Annotated in this window: 18 protein-coding genes and 2 pseudogenes; 13 read left to right on the top strand and 7 right to left on the bottom strand. The window is 68.4% G+C overall.

Annotated features, from left to right (window positions below):
* Positions 1-41 precede the first annotated feature (41 nt).
* Positions 42-962, top strand: coding sequence for an LLM class F420-dependent oxidoreductase (locus tag AB0D14_RS24205; protein ID WP_362782408.1), 921 nt, complete (start codon positions 42-44; stop codon positions 960-962).
* A gap of 101 nt (positions 963-1,063) precedes the next feature.
* Here the strand turns inward: AB0D14_RS24205 and AB0D14_RS24200 are convergent, their stop codons facing one another.
* The 3 genes from AB0D14_RS24200 to AB0D14_RS24190 all read right to left on the bottom strand — a co-directional run bounded on the left by AB0D14_RS24200 (position 1,064) and on the right by AB0D14_RS24190 (position 4,680).
* Positions 1,064-1,717 (bottom strand): response regulator transcription factor, encoded by a 654-nt coding sequence (locus AB0D14_RS24200; protein WP_362782405.1) that lies wholly within the window; start codon positions 1,715-1,717, stop codon positions 1,064-1,066.
* Positions 1,718-1,721: 4 nt separating this feature from the next.
* The gene (locus AB0D14_RS24195; protein ID WP_362782403.1) at positions 1,722-3,257 is read right to left on the bottom strand and encodes a histidine kinase; all 1,536 of its coding nucleotides are present in this window, start codon (positions 3,255-3,257) and stop codon (positions 1,722-1,724) included.
* A 151-nt stretch (positions 3,258-3,408) separates the two neighbouring features.
* Positions 3,409-4,680 (bottom strand): hypothetical protein, encoded by a 1,272-nt coding sequence (locus AB0D14_RS24190; RefSeq protein ID WP_362782401.1) that lies wholly within the window; start codon positions 4,678-4,680, stop codon positions 3,409-3,411.
* 330 nt (positions 4,681-5,010) lie between these two features.
* On the opposite strand from AB0D14_RS24190, the pseudogene AB0D14_RS24185 reads away from it, so the two are divergent.
* Together AB0D14_RS24185 and AB0D14_RS24180 are read left to right on the top strand one after the other, a co-directional pair.
* Positions 5,011-6,438, top strand: a pseudogene (locus AB0D14_RS24185) (3' terminal RNA ribose 2'-O-methyltransferase Hen1); the annotation flags it as partial.
* Between the two features lie 136 nt (positions 6,439-6,574).
* Positions 6,575-7,303: pseudogene (locus AB0D14_RS24180) on the top strand (AAA family ATPase); the annotation flags it as partial.
* Positions 7,304-7,453: 150 nt separating this feature from the next.
* Here AB0D14_RS24180 and AB0D14_RS24175 read toward each other — a convergent pair.
* Genes AB0D14_RS24175 through AB0D14_RS24165 form a run of 3 tightly spaced genes read right to left on the bottom strand, consistent with a single transcriptional unit; the run spans position 7,454 to position 8,105 of the window.
* A complete protein-coding gene (locus tag AB0D14_RS24175; RefSeq protein ID WP_362782398.1) occupies positions 7,454-7,669 on the bottom strand; it encodes a hypothetical protein in 216 nt (71 codons plus the stop codon).
* A complete protein-coding gene (locus tag AB0D14_RS24170) occupies positions 7,666-7,905 on the bottom strand; it encodes a hypothetical protein (RefSeq protein WP_362782395.1) in 240 nt (79 codons plus the stop codon). The genes AB0D14_RS24175 and AB0D14_RS24170 overlap by 4 nt, the downstream gene beginning before the upstream one ends.
* A complete protein-coding gene (locus AB0D14_RS24165) occupies positions 7,902-8,105 on the bottom strand; it encodes a hypothetical protein (RefSeq protein WP_362782392.1) in 204 nt (67 codons plus the stop codon). Before AB0D14_RS24165 ends, AB0D14_RS24170 begins: the two co-directional genes overlap by 4 nt.
* 172 nt (positions 8,106-8,277) lie before the next feature.
* On the opposite strand from AB0D14_RS24165, the gene AB0D14_RS24160 reads away from it, so the two are divergent.
* On the top strand, positions 8,278-9,012 hold the full coding sequence (locus AB0D14_RS24160) for a DUF6879 family protein (RefSeq protein ID WP_362782390.1): 735 nt from the start codon (positions 8,278-8,280) through the stop codon (positions 9,010-9,012).
* Between the two features lie 10 nt (positions 9,013-9,022).
* On the top strand, positions 9,023-9,874 hold the full coding sequence (locus AB0D14_RS24155) for a helix-turn-helix transcriptional regulator (RefSeq protein WP_362782387.1): 852 nt from the start codon (positions 9,023-9,025) through the stop codon (positions 9,872-9,874).
* 1 nt (position 9,875) lies between these two features.
* Here the strand turns inward: AB0D14_RS24155 and AB0D14_RS24150 are convergent, their stop codons facing one another.
* Positions 9,876-10,454 carry a hypothetical protein gene (locus AB0D14_RS24150; protein ID WP_362782384.1) on the bottom strand — a complete coding sequence of 193 codons (579 nt, stop codon included), beginning with the start codon at positions 10,452-10,454 and terminating at the stop codon, positions 9,876-9,878.
* A gap of 414 nt (positions 10,455-10,868) precedes the next feature.
* On the opposite strand from AB0D14_RS24150, the gene AB0D14_RS24145 reads away from it, so the two are divergent.
* The 8 genes from AB0D14_RS24145 (at position 10,869) to AB0D14_RS24110 (ending at position 16,568) form a co-directional block, all read left to right on the top strand.
* Positions 10,869-11,084, top strand: coding sequence for a helix-turn-helix transcriptional regulator (locus AB0D14_RS24145; RefSeq protein WP_362782381.1), 216 nt, complete (start codon positions 10,869-10,871; stop codon positions 11,082-11,084).
* Positions 11,085-11,243: 159 nt separating this feature from the next.
* Positions 11,244-13,808, top strand: coding sequence for a bifunctional DNA primase/polymerase (locus AB0D14_RS24140; protein WP_362782378.1), 2,565 nt, complete (start codon positions 11,244-11,246; stop codon positions 13,806-13,808).
* An 811-nt stretch (positions 13,809-14,619) separates the two neighbouring features.
* Positions 14,620-14,835 carry a helix-turn-helix transcriptional regulator gene (locus tag AB0D14_RS24135; RefSeq protein WP_362782375.1) on the top strand — a complete coding sequence of 72 codons (216 nt, stop codon included), beginning with the start codon at positions 14,620-14,622 and terminating at the stop codon, positions 14,833-14,835.
* On the top strand, positions 14,832-15,080 hold the full coding sequence (locus AB0D14_RS24130) for a hypothetical protein (RefSeq protein ID WP_362782374.1): 249 nt from the start codon (positions 14,832-14,834) through the stop codon (positions 15,078-15,080). Before AB0D14_RS24135 ends, AB0D14_RS24130 begins: the two co-directional genes overlap by 4 nt.
* Positions 15,077-15,304 (top strand): NUMOD4 domain-containing protein, encoded by a 228-nt coding sequence (locus tag AB0D14_RS24125; protein ID WP_362782372.1) that lies wholly within the window; start codon positions 15,077-15,079, stop codon positions 15,302-15,304. The genes AB0D14_RS24130 and AB0D14_RS24125 overlap by 4 nt, the downstream gene beginning before the upstream one ends.
* Positions 15,301-15,627, top strand: a complete 327-nt coding sequence (locus tag AB0D14_RS24120) for a hypothetical protein (RefSeq protein ID WP_362782369.1) — start codon at positions 15,301-15,303, stop codon at positions 15,625-15,627. Before AB0D14_RS24125 ends, AB0D14_RS24120 begins: the two co-directional genes overlap by 4 nt.
* A complete protein-coding gene (locus tag AB0D14_RS24115) occupies positions 15,617-16,207 on the top strand; it encodes a hypothetical protein (RefSeq protein WP_362782368.1) in 591 nt (196 codons plus the stop codon). Before AB0D14_RS24120 ends, AB0D14_RS24115 begins: the two co-directional genes overlap by 11 nt.
* Positions 16,194-16,568, top strand: a complete 375-nt coding sequence (locus AB0D14_RS24110; protein ID WP_362782365.1) for a hypothetical protein — start codon at positions 16,194-16,196, stop codon at positions 16,566-16,568. Before AB0D14_RS24115 ends, AB0D14_RS24110 begins: the two co-directional genes overlap by 14 nt.
* The last annotated feature ends 349 nt before the right edge of the window (positions 16,569-16,917 follow it).

Genomic DNA, 16,917 nt, shown 5'->3' with positions numbered 1-16,917 from the left:
GGTCGGAGGTCGAGCGGCGGTGGACCGTGCAGGATGGAGGCATGGATCTTCGAATCTTCACCGAGCCCCAGCAAGGGGCCACCTACGACACCCTGCTCGCCGTGGCGAAGGCCACCGAAGACCTCGGCTTCGACGCCTTCTTTCGCTCCGACCACTACCTCCGCATGGGGTCCGTGGACGGTCTCCCGGGCCCGACGGACGCCTGGATCACCCTCGCCGGACTCGCCCGCGAGACCAAGCGGATCCGTCTCGGCACGCTGATGACCGCCGGTACCTTCCGCCTCCCCGGCGTCCTGGCTATCCAGGTCGCCCAGGTCGACCAGATGTCCGGTGGCCGCGTCGAACTCGGCCTGGGCGCCGGCTGGTTCGAGGAGGAGCACAAGGCGTACGGCATCCCGTTCCCGAAGGAGAAGTTCGCCCGGCTGGAGGAGCAGCTGGCGATCGTCACCGGGCTGTGGGAGACCAAGGCCGGTGAGACCTTCTCCTACGACGGCACCCACTACCAGCTCACCGACTCGCCCGCGCTGCCCAAGCCCGCGCAGGCCAAGGTGCCGGTGCTCATCGGCGGCCACGGCGCGTCCCGTACGCCGCGGCTCGCGGGCCGGTACGCCGACGAGTTCAACATGCCTTTCGCGTCGGTCGAGGACAGTGAGCGCCAGTTCGGCCGGGTGCGGGCCGCCGCGGAGGAAGCCGGCCGCAAGGGCACCGACCTCGTCTACTCCAACGCGCTCGTCGCCTGCGTGGGCAGGGACGACGCGGAGGTGGCCCGCCGGGCGGCCTCGATCGGCCGTGAGGTGGAGGAGCTGAAGGCCAGTGGCCTGGCGGGTTCCCCGGCCGAGGTCGTCGACAGGATCGGCCGTTTCGCGGAGATCGGCTCCCAGCGGATCTACTTCCAGATCCTCGACCTCGACGACCTGGACCACCTGGACCTCATCTCCTCCCAGGTCCAGTCCCAGCTCTGAGGATCGGGCGAACGGCGAACGGCGAACGGCGATCAGCGCCCGGCGCCCTGTGGTCCCAAGAAGTGCGGGGCGCGGGGCGCGGGGCGGTCCCGGTCCCCGTTTCAGCGGTCCGCGAGCAGCCCGGCGTCGTGGGCCAGGACGGCGACCTGTACGCGGTTGGCGCAACCGGTACGGGTCAGGATCCTGCTGATGTGCGCCTTGACCGTGCCGGCGCTCAGATACAGCTGCTCGGCGATCTCCGCGTTGGACAGACCGGTGCCGAGCAACCGCAGGACATCCCGTTCGGCCGGGGTCAGCTCCTGGGTCCTGCGCAGGGCGGCCTCGGTGTCACGGCCGGACCGTACGTGCCGTTCCAGCAGTTGGCGGGTGATGCGGGGCGCCAGCACCGGTTCACCGCTCGCGGCGAGCTGCACGGCGCGGATCAGCTCGGCGGGGCCGGTGTCCTTGAGGAGGAATCCGCTTGCCCCGGCCCGCAGGGCGCGCGTCACGCTCGCCTCCTCGCCGAACGCCGTGAGCATCACGACGTACGTGCGGGGCGAGAGGCGGGCGATGTCCTCGGCGGCCGCGATCCCGTCCCTGCCCGGCATCTGGATGTCGAGCAGAGCCACATCGATGTCCTGGGCGCGGCACGCCGCGGCGGCTTCCAGGCCGTCGCCCGCCTCGGCCACCACCTCGATGTCATCGGCGTTCTCCAGGATCAGCCGGATTCCGACGCGCATCAGCGCCTCGTCGTCGGCGACCAGAACTCGGATCATCAGCTCATCTTAGGGCGGCTGTCAGCAGCAGGAACATGAGGAGGCCCACCGTCGGCAGGACCACGATCATCGCCACGCAGCCCACTCCCAGGACACGCGGCCACGTCAGGACCTCGTCCGACAGCGGGGACCGGCTCGCTCCCTGCCCGGTGGCACCGGACAGGGGTCGGCGGGGCGAGCCCGGAAGAGGCCCGGCGGAGGGTCCCGCGGGCGCGGGCACACTTCCGTTCGCCTGAGACATCGCCTGAGACGTCGCCTGAGATGTCGCCTGAGACGCTGCCTGAGATGTCACCTGGGGCGGCAGCCATGCCGCCACGCGGAAACCGCCGTTGGCCAGGGCACCCGCCTCGAACCCGCCGCCGAGCAGCGAGATCCGCTCCTGAAGACCGGCCAGCCCGCTGTGGGTTCCGCCCTGGGAACGGTCGTCCGCCCCCGGTACGTCGTTGGTGACGGACACCTCGATCCCGCCGTCCACGCCCCTGACCTCCACCCGGGTGGGAGCGCCGGACGCGTGTTTCAGTACGTTCGTCAGCCCTTCGCGGACCACCCGGTGGATCGCCTGCCGGGTGCGGTCGCCCACCGCCGCCGAGTCGGGCACGGACCAGTCGAGTTCGACCGCGCCGCCCGTCCGCCGGGATTCCGTCACCAGAACGCTGATGTCGTCGTACGTTCCCCGGTCGCTCCCGGACTCGTCCGCCATGTCCGCGTGGCGCAGCACGCCGAGGATCTCGCGCAGTTCCTCCATGGCGGTACCGGCGGTCGTACGCAGCAGCTCCGCCTGTCCGGAGAGGGGAGGCGCCTGGCGCGCGGCGGCGAGTTCCAGCGCCCCGGCATGTACCGAGATCAGGCTCAGCCGGTGCCCCAGGAGATCGTGCATCTCGCTCGCGATCCGGTTCCGTTCCTCCAGCCGGGCAGCCGAGACGCTCAGCGAACGGGCCTGTTCCAGATAGTCGTTGCGCTCCCGGAGCAGGTTGACCAGAAGCCGCCGCCGCCCCAGCAGGGTCCCGGCGAGGGCGGGGAGCAGCAGGAGCAGCGCCACGGAGACCGTGTTGCCGGCCAGCTCCAGCGGCAATTTCTCCCACCGGGGGAGTACCTGGACGACGGTCAGGACAGCCACGGCGGCGCAGGCCGTCCAGACGACCTGCCACGCACGCCGGCTCGGAGCGATACGCCGGGTGGCGGACAGCACGATCAGCGACACCGCCGCCAGCGTCCATATGTTGACGCCCAGGAACAGCGGAGCGACGCCAAGGATCGCGGCGACCGGTCGGCCCCGCCGCGCGGCGACGAGCAGCGTCGCCCACAGCGCTTCGAGTACCGCGAGGGCAGGCAGCTCCGGCGGCACCAGCAGCAGGGGGATCAGCCCGAAGGCCGCCGTCAGGGCGCACAGCAGCCCCTCGGCGACGACTGTCCGGCGCGGAACCGTGCGCACCTCGGCCCAGCTCTCGGCCGCCGCCTGCCGTACCCGCCGGGGCACGTCGGCCGGCCCGCGCCGCAGCCGTGCGGGAGGCTGCCCCGAGTCCTCGGGCACCTGGCTCATGATCACTCCTGCTCCCGCTCTTGCACCCGCTCCTGCGCCTGCCGATGCCGATGCCGTTGCCGTTGCCCTCGGCGTCGTGCACTCACCGGGAGGATGAACGGTAGCTCCGGCGGTGACGGTCGCCGTAGTCCGCTCCCCGGTGTCACGGGTGTCACGCGCCCAGCCCGAGGCGCAGCTCCGCCCGCAGGGCGGCCATGTCCACCTCACCGGAAGCCCGCAGCGCCCGTACGACCTCGCCCTCGCCCTCGCCCTCGGTTCCCGCGTCCGCGTCCGCGTTCGCCTCCGCCTTTGCCTTCGCGTCCGCCGTGGGCTCGTCGAGCATCGCGGACAGCAGATGGACCGTACCGACCGTGGGGGAGCCGTGCTCGGCGGCGATGAGCTGCGCGACCGCCAGGATCCTGCCGACGGCCGCGGAGCGCCGTACGGAACTGCTGTCGGCGATGTCCGGCACCGGCGCGGAGGCGACCGCCGCGAGGGTCAGGGGAACCTGCCGCACCCCGTGCCGGCGCAACAGGGCAGGGGCCGCGTTGGCCGCCGCGAGGTTCTCCGGAAGCGACAGGCCGGCGACGGTCAGGGCGCGGTCCAGACTCAGGATGCCCAGCAGGAGATCCACGGGTTCCGCCTCGGTGCGCCCGCACCGTACCGCCTGCCGTATGGCCTCGACGGACACCGCGAACACGACCGGCGAGCCGTACTGGCCGGAGCCCGAGGTCCACGACGTGATCGCGCGGCTCAGGGGATTGCCGCTCTTGCCCAGGGTTCCGGCCCGGCGGAGCAGCATGACGCCGCGGGACTCAGGGCCCTCGCTCTGCGCCGGGGAGCCCGCAGCCAGTGCGTCGAGTGCCGTCGCGGCGGCGGCCGGGTCCAGCCTCCGCAGCAGCAGCGCTTCGCGGGACCTGCTGTCGGGCAGGTCAACCAGGGCCCGGGCCACGTGCCGGCAGCGCACCGAGACCGTCCCTTCGGCACGGGCCGACCCGATCGCGAGCAGCAGAGACGTACGCAGCGCCCTGGTCATCCCGGGCCGCGCCTGGTCGCTCCGGGGGACGGATGCGCGCGAGCGGAGGCCCAGACGCCACTGTGCCTCGCGCCAGGCGGTGTCGACCTCGCGCGCGTCGGCGTCGGTCGCGGCCGGCGCGTCGCCGCTCTCGTCGTCGCTCGCCCAACCACGGCCCGCCCGACCGGAGATGATGCCGCTGAGCCCGCCGCTCTTCCGCATGCCCGGGGCGATTACCGAGCCGGCGTCCGTGTCCCCCATGACGAGCGCGCTCAGCACGGTGTCCGTGCCCACGGCCGGTGTCTCCCACTTGACCGCGTTGCGCAGGGCTTCCACGAGAAGGTCCATGACGTCGGGCTCGAACTCGGTGGTCGCTCCGGCCAGGGTCATGGCGTCGGCGTGCGTTCCGGTCGTCGATCGCTGATCCATCGAACGTTCCCCTCGGGATGCGGTGAGCAGGTGAGCAGGTGAGCAAGTGAGCTGGTGAGAACGACGCTAGGCGCGCGTCCCGGAGTCCCGCGTCGGCCGACCGGCCAGGCTCCCGGTCCGACTGTCCAAGATCACGGTCCGACCGGACGGGCTCGCAGTCCGACCGGCCGGCCCGAGCGGGCCCGCCGAAGCCCGCCGGGCCCGCCGGAGCTCGCGGGAGCCCGCGGGAAGGAAAATGCCTGAGTGCGTCAGGGAGGTTCGCTGTACGTTGGGCAGGCGTGCCGCAGAAGGCAGGTTCCCGCAGTTCAGAAGACGTTTCGAGGCAGATCAGTGTTCCTGACGATCAGTACCACCGGCGCCCCGGAGCGCCCCGCGACCGACCTCGGCTTCCTGCTGCACAAGCATCCTGACAACGCGCAGGCGTTCAGCACCTCCTATGGAAAGGCGCACGTCTTCTACCCCGAGGCGAGCGCGGAGCGCTGCACGGCGGCGTTGCTCCTGGAGGTCGACGCGGTGGCACTGGTCCGGCGCGGCAAGGGCAAGGGGCGTGGCGGAGCACCGGACGCCGCCCTCGCGCAGTACGTCAACGATCGCCCGTACGCCGCCTCCTCGCTGCTTGCCGTGGCGCTGAGCAGCGTGTTCTCCAGCGCGATGCGGGGCACCTGCCGGGCGAAGCCGGAGCTGCCGGCGCGCCCGCTGCCCCTGCGCATCGAGGTGCCCGCACTGCCGGCCCGCGGCGGCGCCGATCTCGTACGCGCGCTCTTCGAACCGCTCGGCTGGGCGGTGAGCGCGGAACCCGTGGCGCTCGACACCGAGTTCCCTGAGTGGGGCGACTCGCGGTACGTGAGCCTCGTACTCGAAGGGGAGCAGCTCCTCGCCGACGCGTTGCGGCATATGTACGTCCTCCTGCCGGTGCTCGACGACGCCAAGCACTACTGGGTCTCCTCCGACGAGGTGGACAAGCTGCTGCGGGCCGGGGAGGGCTGGCTGCCGGACCACCCGGAGCAGAAGCTGATCACCAGCCGCTATCTGTCGCGCCGTTGGTCGCTCACCCGGCAGGCCATGGAGCGGCTGGAACTCGTACGGCTCGCCGAGACGGACGACAGCGCGGTCGAGGACATCGACAACGCCGTCGACGAGCGGACGGACACCGAGGAGAAGCCCGTACCGCTCGCCGTCCGGCGCAGGGACGCGATCGTTGCCGCGCTGCAGGGCGCCGATGCCGCCAGGGTGCTCGATCTCGGCTGCGGACAGGGCCAGTTGGTGCAGGCGCTGCTGAAGGACACGCGCTTCACCGAGATCGTCGGGGTCGACGTCTCGATGCGGGCGCTCACCATCGCCTCGCGGCGGCTCAAACTGGATCGGATGGGGGAGCGGCAGGCCGAGCGCGTCCGGCTCCTCCAGGGCTCACTCGCGTACACCGACAAGCGGCTCAAGGGATACGACGCCGCGGTGCTCAGCGAGGTCGTCGAACACCTCGACCTGCCTCGGCTGCCTGCCCTGGAGTACGCGGTCTTCGGTTCCGCGCGCCCCAGGACGGTGATCGTCACGACGCCGAACGTCGAGTACAACGTCCGCTGGGAGACCCTCCCGGCCGGACACGTCCGGCACAGCGACCACCGCTTCGAGTGGACCCGCGCGGAATTCAGGGCCTGGGCGGGCGCGGTGGCCGAACGGCACGGGTACGCGGTCGAGTTCGTACCGGTCGGTCCCGACGACCCCGAGGTGGGACCGCCGACCCAGATGGCCGTCTTCACTGGACCACCAGGACCACCACGACCACCACAACCACTCGGAACACGAAGGAGGAGAAGGCCGCATGACCGACAACGAGACCAACCAGTCCAACGAGCTCAGCCAGTCCAGCCAGTCCAACCAGCCCAACGAGCCCAGGGTGCGTACGCTGCCCGTCACCGACCTCTCCCTCGTCGTGCTGATCGGCGCGTCCGGTTCGGGCAAGTCAACCTTCGCCCGCAGGCACTTCAAGCCGACCGAGGTGATCTCGTCGGACTTCTGCCGGGGCCTCGTCGCCGACGACGAGAACGATCAGAGCGCCAGCCGGGACGCCTTCGACGTCCTGCACTACATCGCGGGCAAGCGGCTCGCGGCGGGCCGGCGCACCGTCGTGGACGCGACGAACGTGCAGCAGGAGAGCCGCAAGCAGCTGGTCGAGCTCGCCAGGAAGCACGACGTACTGCCCATCGCCATCGTGCTCGACGTGCCCGAGGAGGTGTGCGCCGAGCGCAACTCCTCGCGCACCGACCGCGCCGACATGCCGCGTCGTGTCATCCAGCGGCACATCCGCGAACTGAGGCGTTCCCTGCGGCACCTGGAGCGTGAGGGATTCAGGAAGGTGCACGTCCTGCGGGGTGTGGAGGAGGCCGGGACCGCCGAGGTCCGCACGGAGAAGCGGTTCAACGACCTGACCCACCTCACCGGCCCGTTCGACATCATCGGCGACATCCACGGCTGCGCCCTGGAACTGGAGTCGCTGCTCGGCAAGTTGGGCTACGTGGACGGCGTGCACCCCGAGGGGCGTACGGCCGTGTTCGTCGGCGACCTCGTCGACCGCGGCCCCGACTCCCCGGGCGTCCTGCGCCGGGTGATGTCCATGGTCGGAGCCGTTTCCCGGGGCATCATTCCGTTCCGGATCATGGTCCCGGCGTAGGAGCCCACGGACGGCCCTCCCGCTGCACAGAAGACCGCCCCGGGCACCGAGCACCCGGGGCGGTCTTCTGTGTCCAGGGAGAACGACGGAGACCCCACGACGGGCCTACGCGCTCCGGGGCGGTGGCGCGGGGGTGCCCACCAGCACCTCGTCACCCGCCCGGAATCGGTCGGTGCCGCCCCCCTCCCAGGCGACGACCACGAACAGTCCGCCCATCGCGCCGATGTCGGTTCTGGTGGTCTTCACCGTGCGCCACCTGCCCTCATAGCCGATGTGGTCACCAGGGCCCACGAGGGCAGCCACCTTGGTTGGCGTCGTCACGACTGCGCCTCAACGGGCCGGATGCGGGCCAAGGGCGCGTCCCACTCGATCCCGCCACCGGTCGGCCGCACGTAGGCGGTTCGCTTGAGGAGCTTGCCCGATTCCTTGACGCGCTCCTCGATCACGCCGACGAGTTCGCCGGTCCGGTCGTGCTGCGTGTCTTCGACGAGTGTTCCGCGCGGGTACGGCAAGGAGCCGTGGCTGAGCATCGTCGGCGGCTTCTCGTACGTCGTCACTCTCGGCCTCCCCGCTGAAGCGCTTCAGCTAGGCGAGCGGCCACGTCGGAGCGCACCCGCCCCAGCTCGATGAGCCGCAGTGCAGGCGACGCGCTGTCGACGCTCAGCGAGGGGAGCACGATCCCGACTTCGGCCAGTGCTGCTCTGAGGGACTCCATCGCCGTGAATGGGTCGATGTCCTGCTGTTCTTTGGTTGCCATGAACCGGACGCTAGAAGTGGGCAGTTGCCCGGCGGTACGCTGTTTTCTCGTATTTGCTCGCCACTCGCCCGAGATTGCTTGTGTTTTCGCCTGGACCCTGCCTGACCCCGTAGAACCGAGCCGAGAGTCCGGCCATGCTGTTGGATCAAGACCCCTGGAAGGGAGAGCGTCCATGGCTCGTCAGTTGCGCTTCACCGGCACAGACAGCAAGGTCGACGGTTGCCCCGCCCTGCACACGGACGAAGGCACCGGCGAGATCATCGTTCAAGGCACGCCCGTCAATGACCCCGGAGACCTCGCGCAGCTCAAGCACTTCGGGTCGGGCGATGCAGCGGTGTCCGTACCGCGCGAACTGCTCGTGAACTGGGGACCGAAGGAGATGGAGCGGCTGCCGGACCTCGTGGATCGGGCCACTTTCCGCCGCCTGTTCGAGACCTTCAAGCACACCGCTTGGCGACTGGAGACGCGACGCGGCTACGCGTCCGACCGTGAGGACCCTGACTTTCAGGAGTTCTTGGCCACCGGGTCTTCGCCCTGCGACCCCAACGAGCCCTGGTTCGTCAACATCAAGGCACAGACCGAGGCAGGCAAGACGGTCGGCCGGGTCCGGGTCGCAGACCGCCCGATGGCCACCGAGCAGCGGTTCCTACTCGACTACGCCCGGCACAACGCGGCGGTCGGCGAGGACATCCGCTACCTGTGGCGCGAGGACGCGGCCGACCTGCCCGCCGAAGACTTCTGGATCTTCGACTCGCGCTTGGTCGCCCTGCTGCACTTCGATGACGCCGACAACATCGTGAACATCGAGCTGATCACCGAACCGGCTGAGGTCGTGCGCTACGCCATGGTGCGTGACGCGGCGATGCACAACGCCGTGCCGTTCGACCAGTTCGCCGCGACCGAATGACGCGTGACCGGTGAGCACTGACTACCAGCAAGCCAGGGTGGCTCTGGGGACGCGACTGCGCGAACTCCGGTTCACCTGCCCTGGTGGTCGGCTCACCGGTCAGCAGCTCGCCCAGCGGTTGGGCTGGCCAGGCTCCAAGGTCAGCAAGCTGGAGAACGGCAGGCAGACCGCCACCCCCGAGGACCTGAGGGCGTGGGCCGACGTGACCGAGCAGCCGGGCGTGTACCCCGAGCTTGCCGCCCGGCTGGCGGGGTTCGAGTCGCACATCAGGTCATGGCGTCGAGCGCTGGCGAACGGCTTCAAGCCGCTGCACGAGGGTCTGACCGCCGAGATCGACCGCACCTCGGAAATGTGGCTCTGGGAAGAGTCGGTGATCCCCGGTCTGTTGCAGACCCCCGAGTACGCGCGCCACGTCATCCAGCGGTACGCCGACCTGCTCGGCGGAGCCAACGACATTGAGGCCGCCGTGCGCTCCCGGGTGCAGCGGCAAGAGTGGCTGTACCGTCCCGGTCGCAAGCTGCACGTCCTGACCTGGGAAGCGGCATTGCGCTCGCTGATCTGCCCGCCCTCCGTGCTGGCCGCCCAGCTCGACCGCCTTACCGGGATGCTCGGGATGGACACGGTCGAGCTGGGCGTCATCCCGTTCACGGCCTCCGTCAAGATCGTGCCCGCCAACGGCTTCTGGGTCCTTGATGACCGCCTGGTGGTCGCCGAGGACTGGCACGCCGAACTGTGGTTGGACGACGCCGACAACATCGCCTTGTACGCGAAGGTCTGGAAGACTCTCAGCGAGTCGGCGGTGTACGGGGCCGACGCCCACAACGTCATCAATGCAGCGCGACGTGCGCTGAACCCGCGTTGACCTACTGGGGGAGTTCCGGGTTCGGCGGATTCACGCGGTTGGCGATGGGCTCGAAGACCGCCGTTGCGCGCATAACCCTGACCAGTTCCTCGTGCGCCTCCTCGGCCTTTGCCGACAGCTTCTCGACGTCTGGCCACCGCTTGGTCGTCTCGCGTACCGCCTCGGCACGAACGTCCTCTTCATGACCTGGGCCGGTTCGCTTGTTGTGCCCTTGCCAGACCATGAAGTCGACCATCCAGTCCCGGAACGTCTCCCACGCTGTCTGATGAGCCCTCGTCATCGCGGGAGTCCCGTAAAGCTCAAGGTTGGAACTGATCTTCGCCACGTCGGCTTCCTTGAAAGCCTTGTCCAGGGAGAGGAACAGGTCGTCATCGGGGTTGCGCATCGCGTCTCGCCTCGCCTGGGCAAGGTTCCGCTCGTGACGCAAGGATTCCTCGATGATCGCGACCTGACGTTCCCACAGCTTGTGATTGCGCTCGCGCTTCAGGGTCGTCTTCTGGACCACCACGGCGACAAGCAACGTCATGAGAGACCCGAACCCCGCTGCGCTCAGCGTGGCTATCACGGGCGTGATTTCCATGGTCGAAGAGCATAGGGCCCGGGACGGTATCTCCGGGGTTCTCGTGCTGGCTGGTGCGGCCGGACGCCCCGGGCGGGGGCTCCAGGCCGCCGGAGACCCCACGGGAGCCCGCCGCTGGGGATGCCGTGCCCGCTGGCCGGAGCGCCGGACGGCCGGGCGTCATGTTGAGACCCCCAGGTGCTCGCCGGCCTAACTCGTCGTATTGAAATCGATCACGAGGCGTGAGTGGCCGGGGAGGCCGCCGACGACCTCAGCGGACTTGCGCCAGACGCAAATAGACGCAGTGCCAAGCGCCGTGCTCTCCTGGGAGTAGCCGGGGGCAGTGCTCCCGGTCAGGGCCCCGCTTCGGCGGTGTGGCCCCAGGATCTCCGCCGTGTTCGGCAACCCCAGTCCACATCTCTGACGGGATTTGCCATGAACGCAGCGTTCGAGTTCGACCCTGACGCCCTGCGCCAGATCAGGCGCGACCGGGGCGTAACCCAAGCCGAGCTGGCCGAAGCCCTCGGTTCTCACTTCACCGCTCCGTCCCTGTACGAGCGTGGCCACCGCCGCCCCGACGTCGGCGTACTGGCCACCATCGCCAACGTCCTCGGCGTGCCCATGGAGCGCTTCATCAAGGCGGCTGCGTGATGGACCTCAAGGACGCGCGCCCCATGACGGAGTCCGAGCGTAAGCGGCTCCTCCGTCTCCTCTTCGGCAAGCAGCCGCAGAAGTAACCCCACCCCCAGACATGGCCGATCCCCCGGTAGCGGCGACCAACCAACCCGGGGGCTCCAGAGAGGATCTGCAATGACCAACACCACTACGAAAACACGGGATTTGGACCAGCCGCAAGTGGCCTCTAACCCTGCCCCCGACCTGGGGCAGCTTTGGGCCGACTATCAGACTCAGGGCCTGGTCGTCTTCCCCCTCGTGAGGGGCGGCAAGAACCCCGGCACTGACTTCGGCATCAAGTGGAAAGAAGACTGGGTGAGCCCCGGTCGGCCCACGTTCCCGGCGCTCTGGGACATCTTCGAGACGGGCACTTACGGCCTGTGGCTGGCGACCGGCCAGTGCTCGAAGCGCGTCGTCCTGGACATCGACAGCGTTGAGGCAGAGCGGTATTGGCGCGGCAAGATCGGCGAGGCCGTTTACAACCGGGCACTCAAGGTCACGTCCGGCCGCGTCAAGGGCGGGTTCACCGGGCACCACCTCCACTTCCGCATTCGGCAGGACGACGAACGCCCGTGGCTGGGCCACTCCTCCGAGGGCAGCAGCAGCGAGGACGGCACGCCGAGCGAAACCGGGGCGTACGACTTCCGGGCGGACGGCGGGGGCGTGGTCCTGCCGCCCAGCATCCACAAGACGGGTGTCCGTTACGCCTGGCGTGTCGGCGAACTCCAGGACGCGCCGGAGTGCTTGCGCAAGGAGAACCAACCGAAGCGAGTCAAGGCAAAGGCAGGTGGCCGGACCGCGAGCGCCGACGAGGCCGTCCGCAAGCTGATGCTTCCGCCGGACGACGAAGGCCGAGGCAATAACTGGCTCACGTCGGTCGCCGGGACGATGGCCAAGGTTTTCCACAAGGAGGAGCTGTACCGGGCGGTCCTGTGGAACATCAACCAGGCATCCGAGGACCCGATCGACGAAGGCGACTTCAACAAAACCGCCGAATCGATCTGGACGGCCGAGCAGGAGCAGGGCGAGCGGCACGAGCAGGGGAACGGCTGGCTCGTCGGCGACGGCGAGCGCCTGTTCACCCTGGTTGAGGTCGGGCAGGGCGACGAAAAGAAGCTCATTCCGGCTGAGTGGTCGAACTTCGATGTCAAGGTGACGGGCATTGCCACCCGCCTCGACGGGACCCGTACGTACGACCTCGACATGACTGTCGACGGCCGGACGATCCGAGACATCGAATTCGACCCCACGATCATTTCGCAAGAGGCCCGTCTCACCGGGTGGCTCGCCGCTCGGGGGGCGCTCGTCCTGGCCGCGCCGTTCGACAAATACAGCTTCTACCCGCAGCGGGTCCGGCTGGCCAAGTACCTCATGAGCCAGGACGCGCCCGAGTCGCTGATCGTGGACCACCTCGGATGGAGCAAGCAGCACCGGCAGTACATCACCAACACAGGCGTGATCCTCGCTGGAGCGACCGAGGAAGCACGGTTCAACGGCGTCCGGCCGCACCGTGACGCAGTGCGTGACGCCAAGGTGCGGTACGGGTTCGAGGCGACCCCAGCTGAGGCGGTCGAGATCCTGCGCGAGGTGCTGACCTGGCACGACGAAGAGGCAACGTCGCTCATCGGGGCGTGGCTGATGATGGTGATTCTGCGAGGTCAGTACACGGAGCACGTGAAGCCGGGTCTCCAGATCGACGCGCACAGCGGGTCGGGCAAAAGCACGCTGATGCGGATGGTGCTCCAGCTCATCGGCTACACCCGCAAGGGCGGTAACTGGACCCGGGCGGCTCTCGAAGACGCTCTGGCGTCCAACCTCAACGGTGTGGTGTGGCTGGACGACAAGGAGATTTCCGAGGAGTTCCAGACCATCATCCGGCAGGCGTCCACAGGCGGTGGCAAGCAGAAGAAGCGCGCCGGAGAGGGCAGCGAGGACGGCGGACGCGATTACGTCGCGGCCACGGTCATCACGTCGGAAGGCATGCCGGACACCTGGAACACCCAGCAGGCCAACCGAGACCGGTTCATCCGAATCGGGCTGCCCAAGGTGACCGACCGGATGAGCCTCAAGGACCCGAGCCGCCAGCAGATCGAGGACATCAACGAACTGTGGGGCGCGAGGTGGGGCGAGGACTTCACCCGTGTTGCCGGGTCGCTGACAGCCGAAGTTCTCAGGCACCTTGACGCGGTGGAGCCGATCCGGGGCGGGTCACGCGAGGAGCAGAAGTACGCACTCCTTCGCAACGGCGCGCGAGTGCTGGCCCGGGTGCTGGACGACGAAAGCCACCTCGCCCGGGTGGAGCAGTGGATCGGCAAGCAGGGCAGCCGGGGCAACGCGTCCACGGTGACCCTGGAGGCCATTCCCACCGTGTGGCGAAGCCTCGGGTTCCCGGTGAGCGCCGGAGTCGACGGCAAGAGCGTTCCGGTTGCGGTCTACCGGGACGGCGAGGGCGGGTCGTTCTGGGTCAACGCGGCAAAGCTGGCCGACGCATTCGCCACCCTCCCCGACGGCAAGGGCGACCGAATGAAAGCGCTGATGAGCCAGACCGGTATCAGCAACGAGCTTCGGGCTATTGGTGCAGGACCGGGCGAGAGCAAGCGTACGGGGCTTTACGGAAAGGGTGCAGTACTCAAATACCGCGAGATCCCGGAGCGGTACACCGAGGAAATCCACAAGATCGCGACCGGCGACACGGAATAACCCCGCTGTAGCGGCCAGCACCGCTACAGCCACCGCTACAGCACCGCTACACGGCCGACACAGTAACGACGCGTGAATTAGCCCAGAACGCAAGTGGCTTGTAGCGGTCTCGTAGCGGTGCTGTAGCGGTATCCACCGCTACGGCTCCCTGGCCGGTGAGAGGGGGTTGTAGCGGTGTAGCGGTCCTAGAGAACAGTTTTTTGGGGGGTGGGGGTGTAGCGATAACTCCTCGTGGTTTTCCCCCAGAGAGAGGGGTGTGTGCGCCGGAGGACCGCTACACCGCTACACCGCCCCGGACAAGTTGTCATGGCAGCAAGTAATGAATGCGATGTAATGCAACGTCGAAGATTCACCCGCTCAGCGTGGCCTCGGCGCGTCGAGAGGGCTGAGGCCCGGGACGGTATCCGGGAGGGCACGAGAGAGGCCCGGCGGCACGAGGGCCCCGGGACGGGCCCAGAGGCCACGGGAGATACCGCCGGAGGCCCGGACGACACCAGGGCGCGGCAGCAGGTGGCCGGACAGAAAGCCCAGGCAGGGCCGCAATAACGACTCGTGACAGCCGATCACGACGAGTAAGGCCGGCGGGGACCTTGCCGCCAACACGCAGGAGCCCCCAACCGGACGCCCGTCGACACGGTTGGGGGCTCGCTGCTCTCGGGCGAGGTCCACCCGAGGGGGGAAGTGGTGGACCCAGAACTTCCCGTCCCTAACACATCCAGAAAAGCACCCGGGAGAGCCCTCGTCTATTTGCGTTGAAAGCAAGGTCGAATGGGTATTTTGGGGGCCCACATGTGGGGGCTTTAATTGGGATATGAACAGGGCGAAGATGAGCCCGGTGTTCTCAGGTCAGAAGCTCAAAGAGGTCCGCAGTAAGCGGGGTCTCTCCCAAGCTCAGGTAGCCAATCGAATGGGCGTCGGGCACGTCTACATCAGCTACTGGGAAAACGACCGGTACGCGCCGAACGGCGTGAACATGGTGCTTCTGCTGAGGGCGCTCGGATGCGATTTGGAGGAGGTGACGGAATGAGCGACGAATTCGAGGCGGTGCCGGAGGATGACCAGCCCTGGTGGGCAATGATCAAGACGGAACGCGGAACGGTGCCGGTGCGGGTGGCGAGCTGGACCGTAACCACCGAGGGCGTGACGGCAGAGCTGGCCGAATTGAAGGGCGTCGACACGAGCCCCGAGAACGTCACCACGCTTTGCCAGATGAGCCGCGACGAGGCGTGGGCGCAGGTGGCCACGTGGTCGAAGTCTGGAGGGACCGCGTGATTACCGAGGAGTGGCGCAAGATTCCGGACCTTCCGCCGATGTACGAGGTCAGCTCGTGGGGGCAGGTTCGGAGCTTTGGACCGCTGGCCAAGGGGCGCACGCTGAAACTGAGAACTCACCGGTTCACCGGGTTTCCTCAGGTCAAGCTCTACGAGGGTAAGAAGCATTACTGGCGATACGTGCATCTGCTGGTGGCGGCTGCTTTTCCCGAGGAGGAATCGTGATCGAACCGGTGGACACGCGGACGTGGCTGATCGGTCGCGTCGGCGGGGAGGAAATGGCCAGCGAGGTCACGGCCTGGTGGCTGGACGAAGAAGGCGTGACCCCGATGACGGTCGGCGAATGGAGCGGCAGTCGGGATGGCGAAATCCTCAAGGGGTCGGCGCTGGAGGCCATAAAGGTGGCCACGCTGCGGAAGCTGGTCGAGGTGGCCGAGCGGTGCGACACCGTCGAGGCACGGGCGGACCTCAAGAAGATCGCGGACTGGGTCACCGACTGGAAGCCCGGAGACCCGGGGCTGAGCTTGGGGGGCAGTGATGGCGGCTGACCTGATCCCATTTCAGCCTGAGCCGGAAAGGCGGGGCAGAGGCAACGGCAGCGGTGGTTCCGGCGAACAACTGGTAGACCTCACATACGAAGAGAGTCAAATCCTCGAATTTTGTCGCGAGGGCAAGGGGCGAAATGAAATCGCCAACCTGACGGGCTTGTCCACCTGGAAAGTCAGCACGGTTGCGGCAAAGCACGGTCACTACTTCGGGCGGTCCGAGTGGCTGAACGTCGCCAACAAGGTTCGTGAGGCTCAGCTCAAGGAGCGAAAGCAACGCCTGGCGTTGCAGCTCCTCGACAACGCCGAGCTTTACGCTGACGCCCTTTCAGGGGTCGGCACGCCCAAGGACGGTCAGCTCGTGGCCAAGGCGTTGCGGGACATCCTCGAATCTCACGAGCTGCTGAGCAGCGGGGTGGCCGAGGGTGAATCCGTCGAAGACGCCAAGGACTTCCTTAGGGACCTGCGCGAAGGAATGCGCGCGGTCCGCGACAGATTCGAAACAAAGTACGGCGTTCCATTCGACAGCCCCGAGGCTGCCGAAATCATCAAGCAGGAGGCGAATCAAGATGAGCAATCGTGAATTCGGCGAGATCGTGCAGGGACCGAGGACCCCGGACGGCCCGAGCGTGGACGAGATCCGGGCCATGCGCCCGGGAGCACCCGGCAGCTTCCACTACCGGGACGAGCGGGGCCCGCTGGACTCGGCCGTGATCCTGGGCAAGGTGGTGGCCGGGGACGGCACCATGACCGAGGAGCAGGCCGCCCAGATCCGCAAGGCCGCCGGGATCGGGCGCGAGAACCTGCACGCCGGGCAGGCGGCCAAGTCCTACAGCGAGCACCGGGACCCGCTGACCGGCGTCAAGATCCGGACCTACGAGGACGGCCGCACCGAGACCGTGGACGAGACCCGCCCGTCCACCCGGGTGCGGGGTGGCCGGTAGGTCGTCGTGGGGCGGGACGGGGGCACGGACGGCCTCCCGCCCCGCCCGGGGCCCACGGGCCCGGCCAGCCCACGAGAGATCCAGGAAGAGCCGCCCGTGGGCTGGCACGCAGGAACACGCGAAACGGTGGTGCCCAGGCTCGTTTCCTGCCACACAGCACGCCGGATCTGGCGAGGTCCGGGCGGGTGGTCCGGGGGGTCGGCAGGCGACCTGGCCGGACCTTGCCGACCCAGCAACCTCGGGTCTGGGCCTGGACGTTGAGGTCCGGGCCGGATCGGCCAGATCTTGACGACCCAGCAAACCGGGTCCGGCCAGATCCCCAGACCCCAGGGTGCGGACCTTGCCGACC

This window comes from Streptomyces sp. NPDC048484 (genome assembly GCF_040651415.1).
Taxonomy (GTDB): Bacteria; Actinomycetota; Actinomycetes; order Streptomycetales; family Streptomycetaceae; genus Streptomyces.
The sequence above is the reverse complement of the archived record's forward strand: the minus strand, read 5'-3'. Positions and strand labels throughout refer to the sequence as shown.

What these genes read in the sequence shown, in the direction of transcription:
- AB0D14_RS24200 (WP_362782405.1), bottom strand. Translation starts at nt 1,717, where the DNA reads ATGATCCGAGTTCTGGTCGCCGACGACGAGGCGCTGATGCGCGTCGGA.
- AB0D14_RS24205 (WP_362782408.1), top strand. Translation starts at nt 42, where the DNA reads ATGGATCTTCGAATCTTCACCGAGCCCCAGCAAGGGGCCACCTACGAC.
- AB0D14_RS24110 (WP_362782365.1), top strand. Translation starts at nt 16,194, where the DNA reads ATGAGCAATCGTGAATTCGGCGAGATCGTGCAGGGACCGAGGACCCCG.
- AB0D14_RS24165 (WP_362782392.1), bottom strand. Translation starts at nt 8,105, where the DNA reads ATGGCAACCAAAGAACAGCAGGACATCGACCCATTCACGGCGATGGAG.
- AB0D14_RS24190 (WP_362782401.1), bottom strand. Translation starts at nt 4,680, where the DNA reads ATGGATCAGCGATCGACGACCGGAACGCACGCCGACGCCATGACCCTG.
- AB0D14_RS24135 (WP_362782375.1), top strand. Translation starts at nt 14,620, where the DNA reads ATGAACAGGGCGAAGATGAGCCCGGTGTTCTCAGGTCAGAAGCTCAAA.
- AB0D14_RS24150 (WP_362782384.1), bottom strand. Translation starts at nt 10,454, where the DNA reads ATGGAAATCACGCCCGTGATAGCCACGCTGAGCGCAGCGGGGTTCGGG.
- AB0D14_RS24130 (WP_362782374.1), top strand. Translation starts at nt 14,832, where the DNA reads ATGAGCGACGAATTCGAGGCGGTGCCGGAGGATGACCAGCCCTGGTGG.
- AB0D14_RS24140 (WP_362782378.1), top strand. Translation starts at nt 11,244, where the DNA reads ATGACCAACACCACTACGAAAACACGGGATTTGGACCAGCCGCAAGTG.
- AB0D14_RS24115 (WP_362782368.1), top strand. Translation starts at nt 15,617, where the DNA reads ATGGCGGCTGACCTGATCCCATTTCAGCCTGAGCCGGAAAGGCGGGGC.
- AB0D14_RS24145 (WP_362782381.1), top strand. Translation starts at nt 10,869, where the DNA reads ATGAACGCAGCGTTCGAGTTCGACCCTGACGCCCTGCGCCAGATCAGG.
- AB0D14_RS24160 (WP_362782390.1), top strand. Translation starts at nt 8,278, where the DNA reads ATGGCTCGTCAGTTGCGCTTCACCGGCACAGACAGCAAGGTCGACGGT.
- AB0D14_RS24195 (WP_362782403.1), bottom strand. Translation starts at nt 3,257, where the DNA reads ATGAGCCAGGTGCCCGAGGACTCGGGGCAGCCTCCCGCACGGCTGCGG.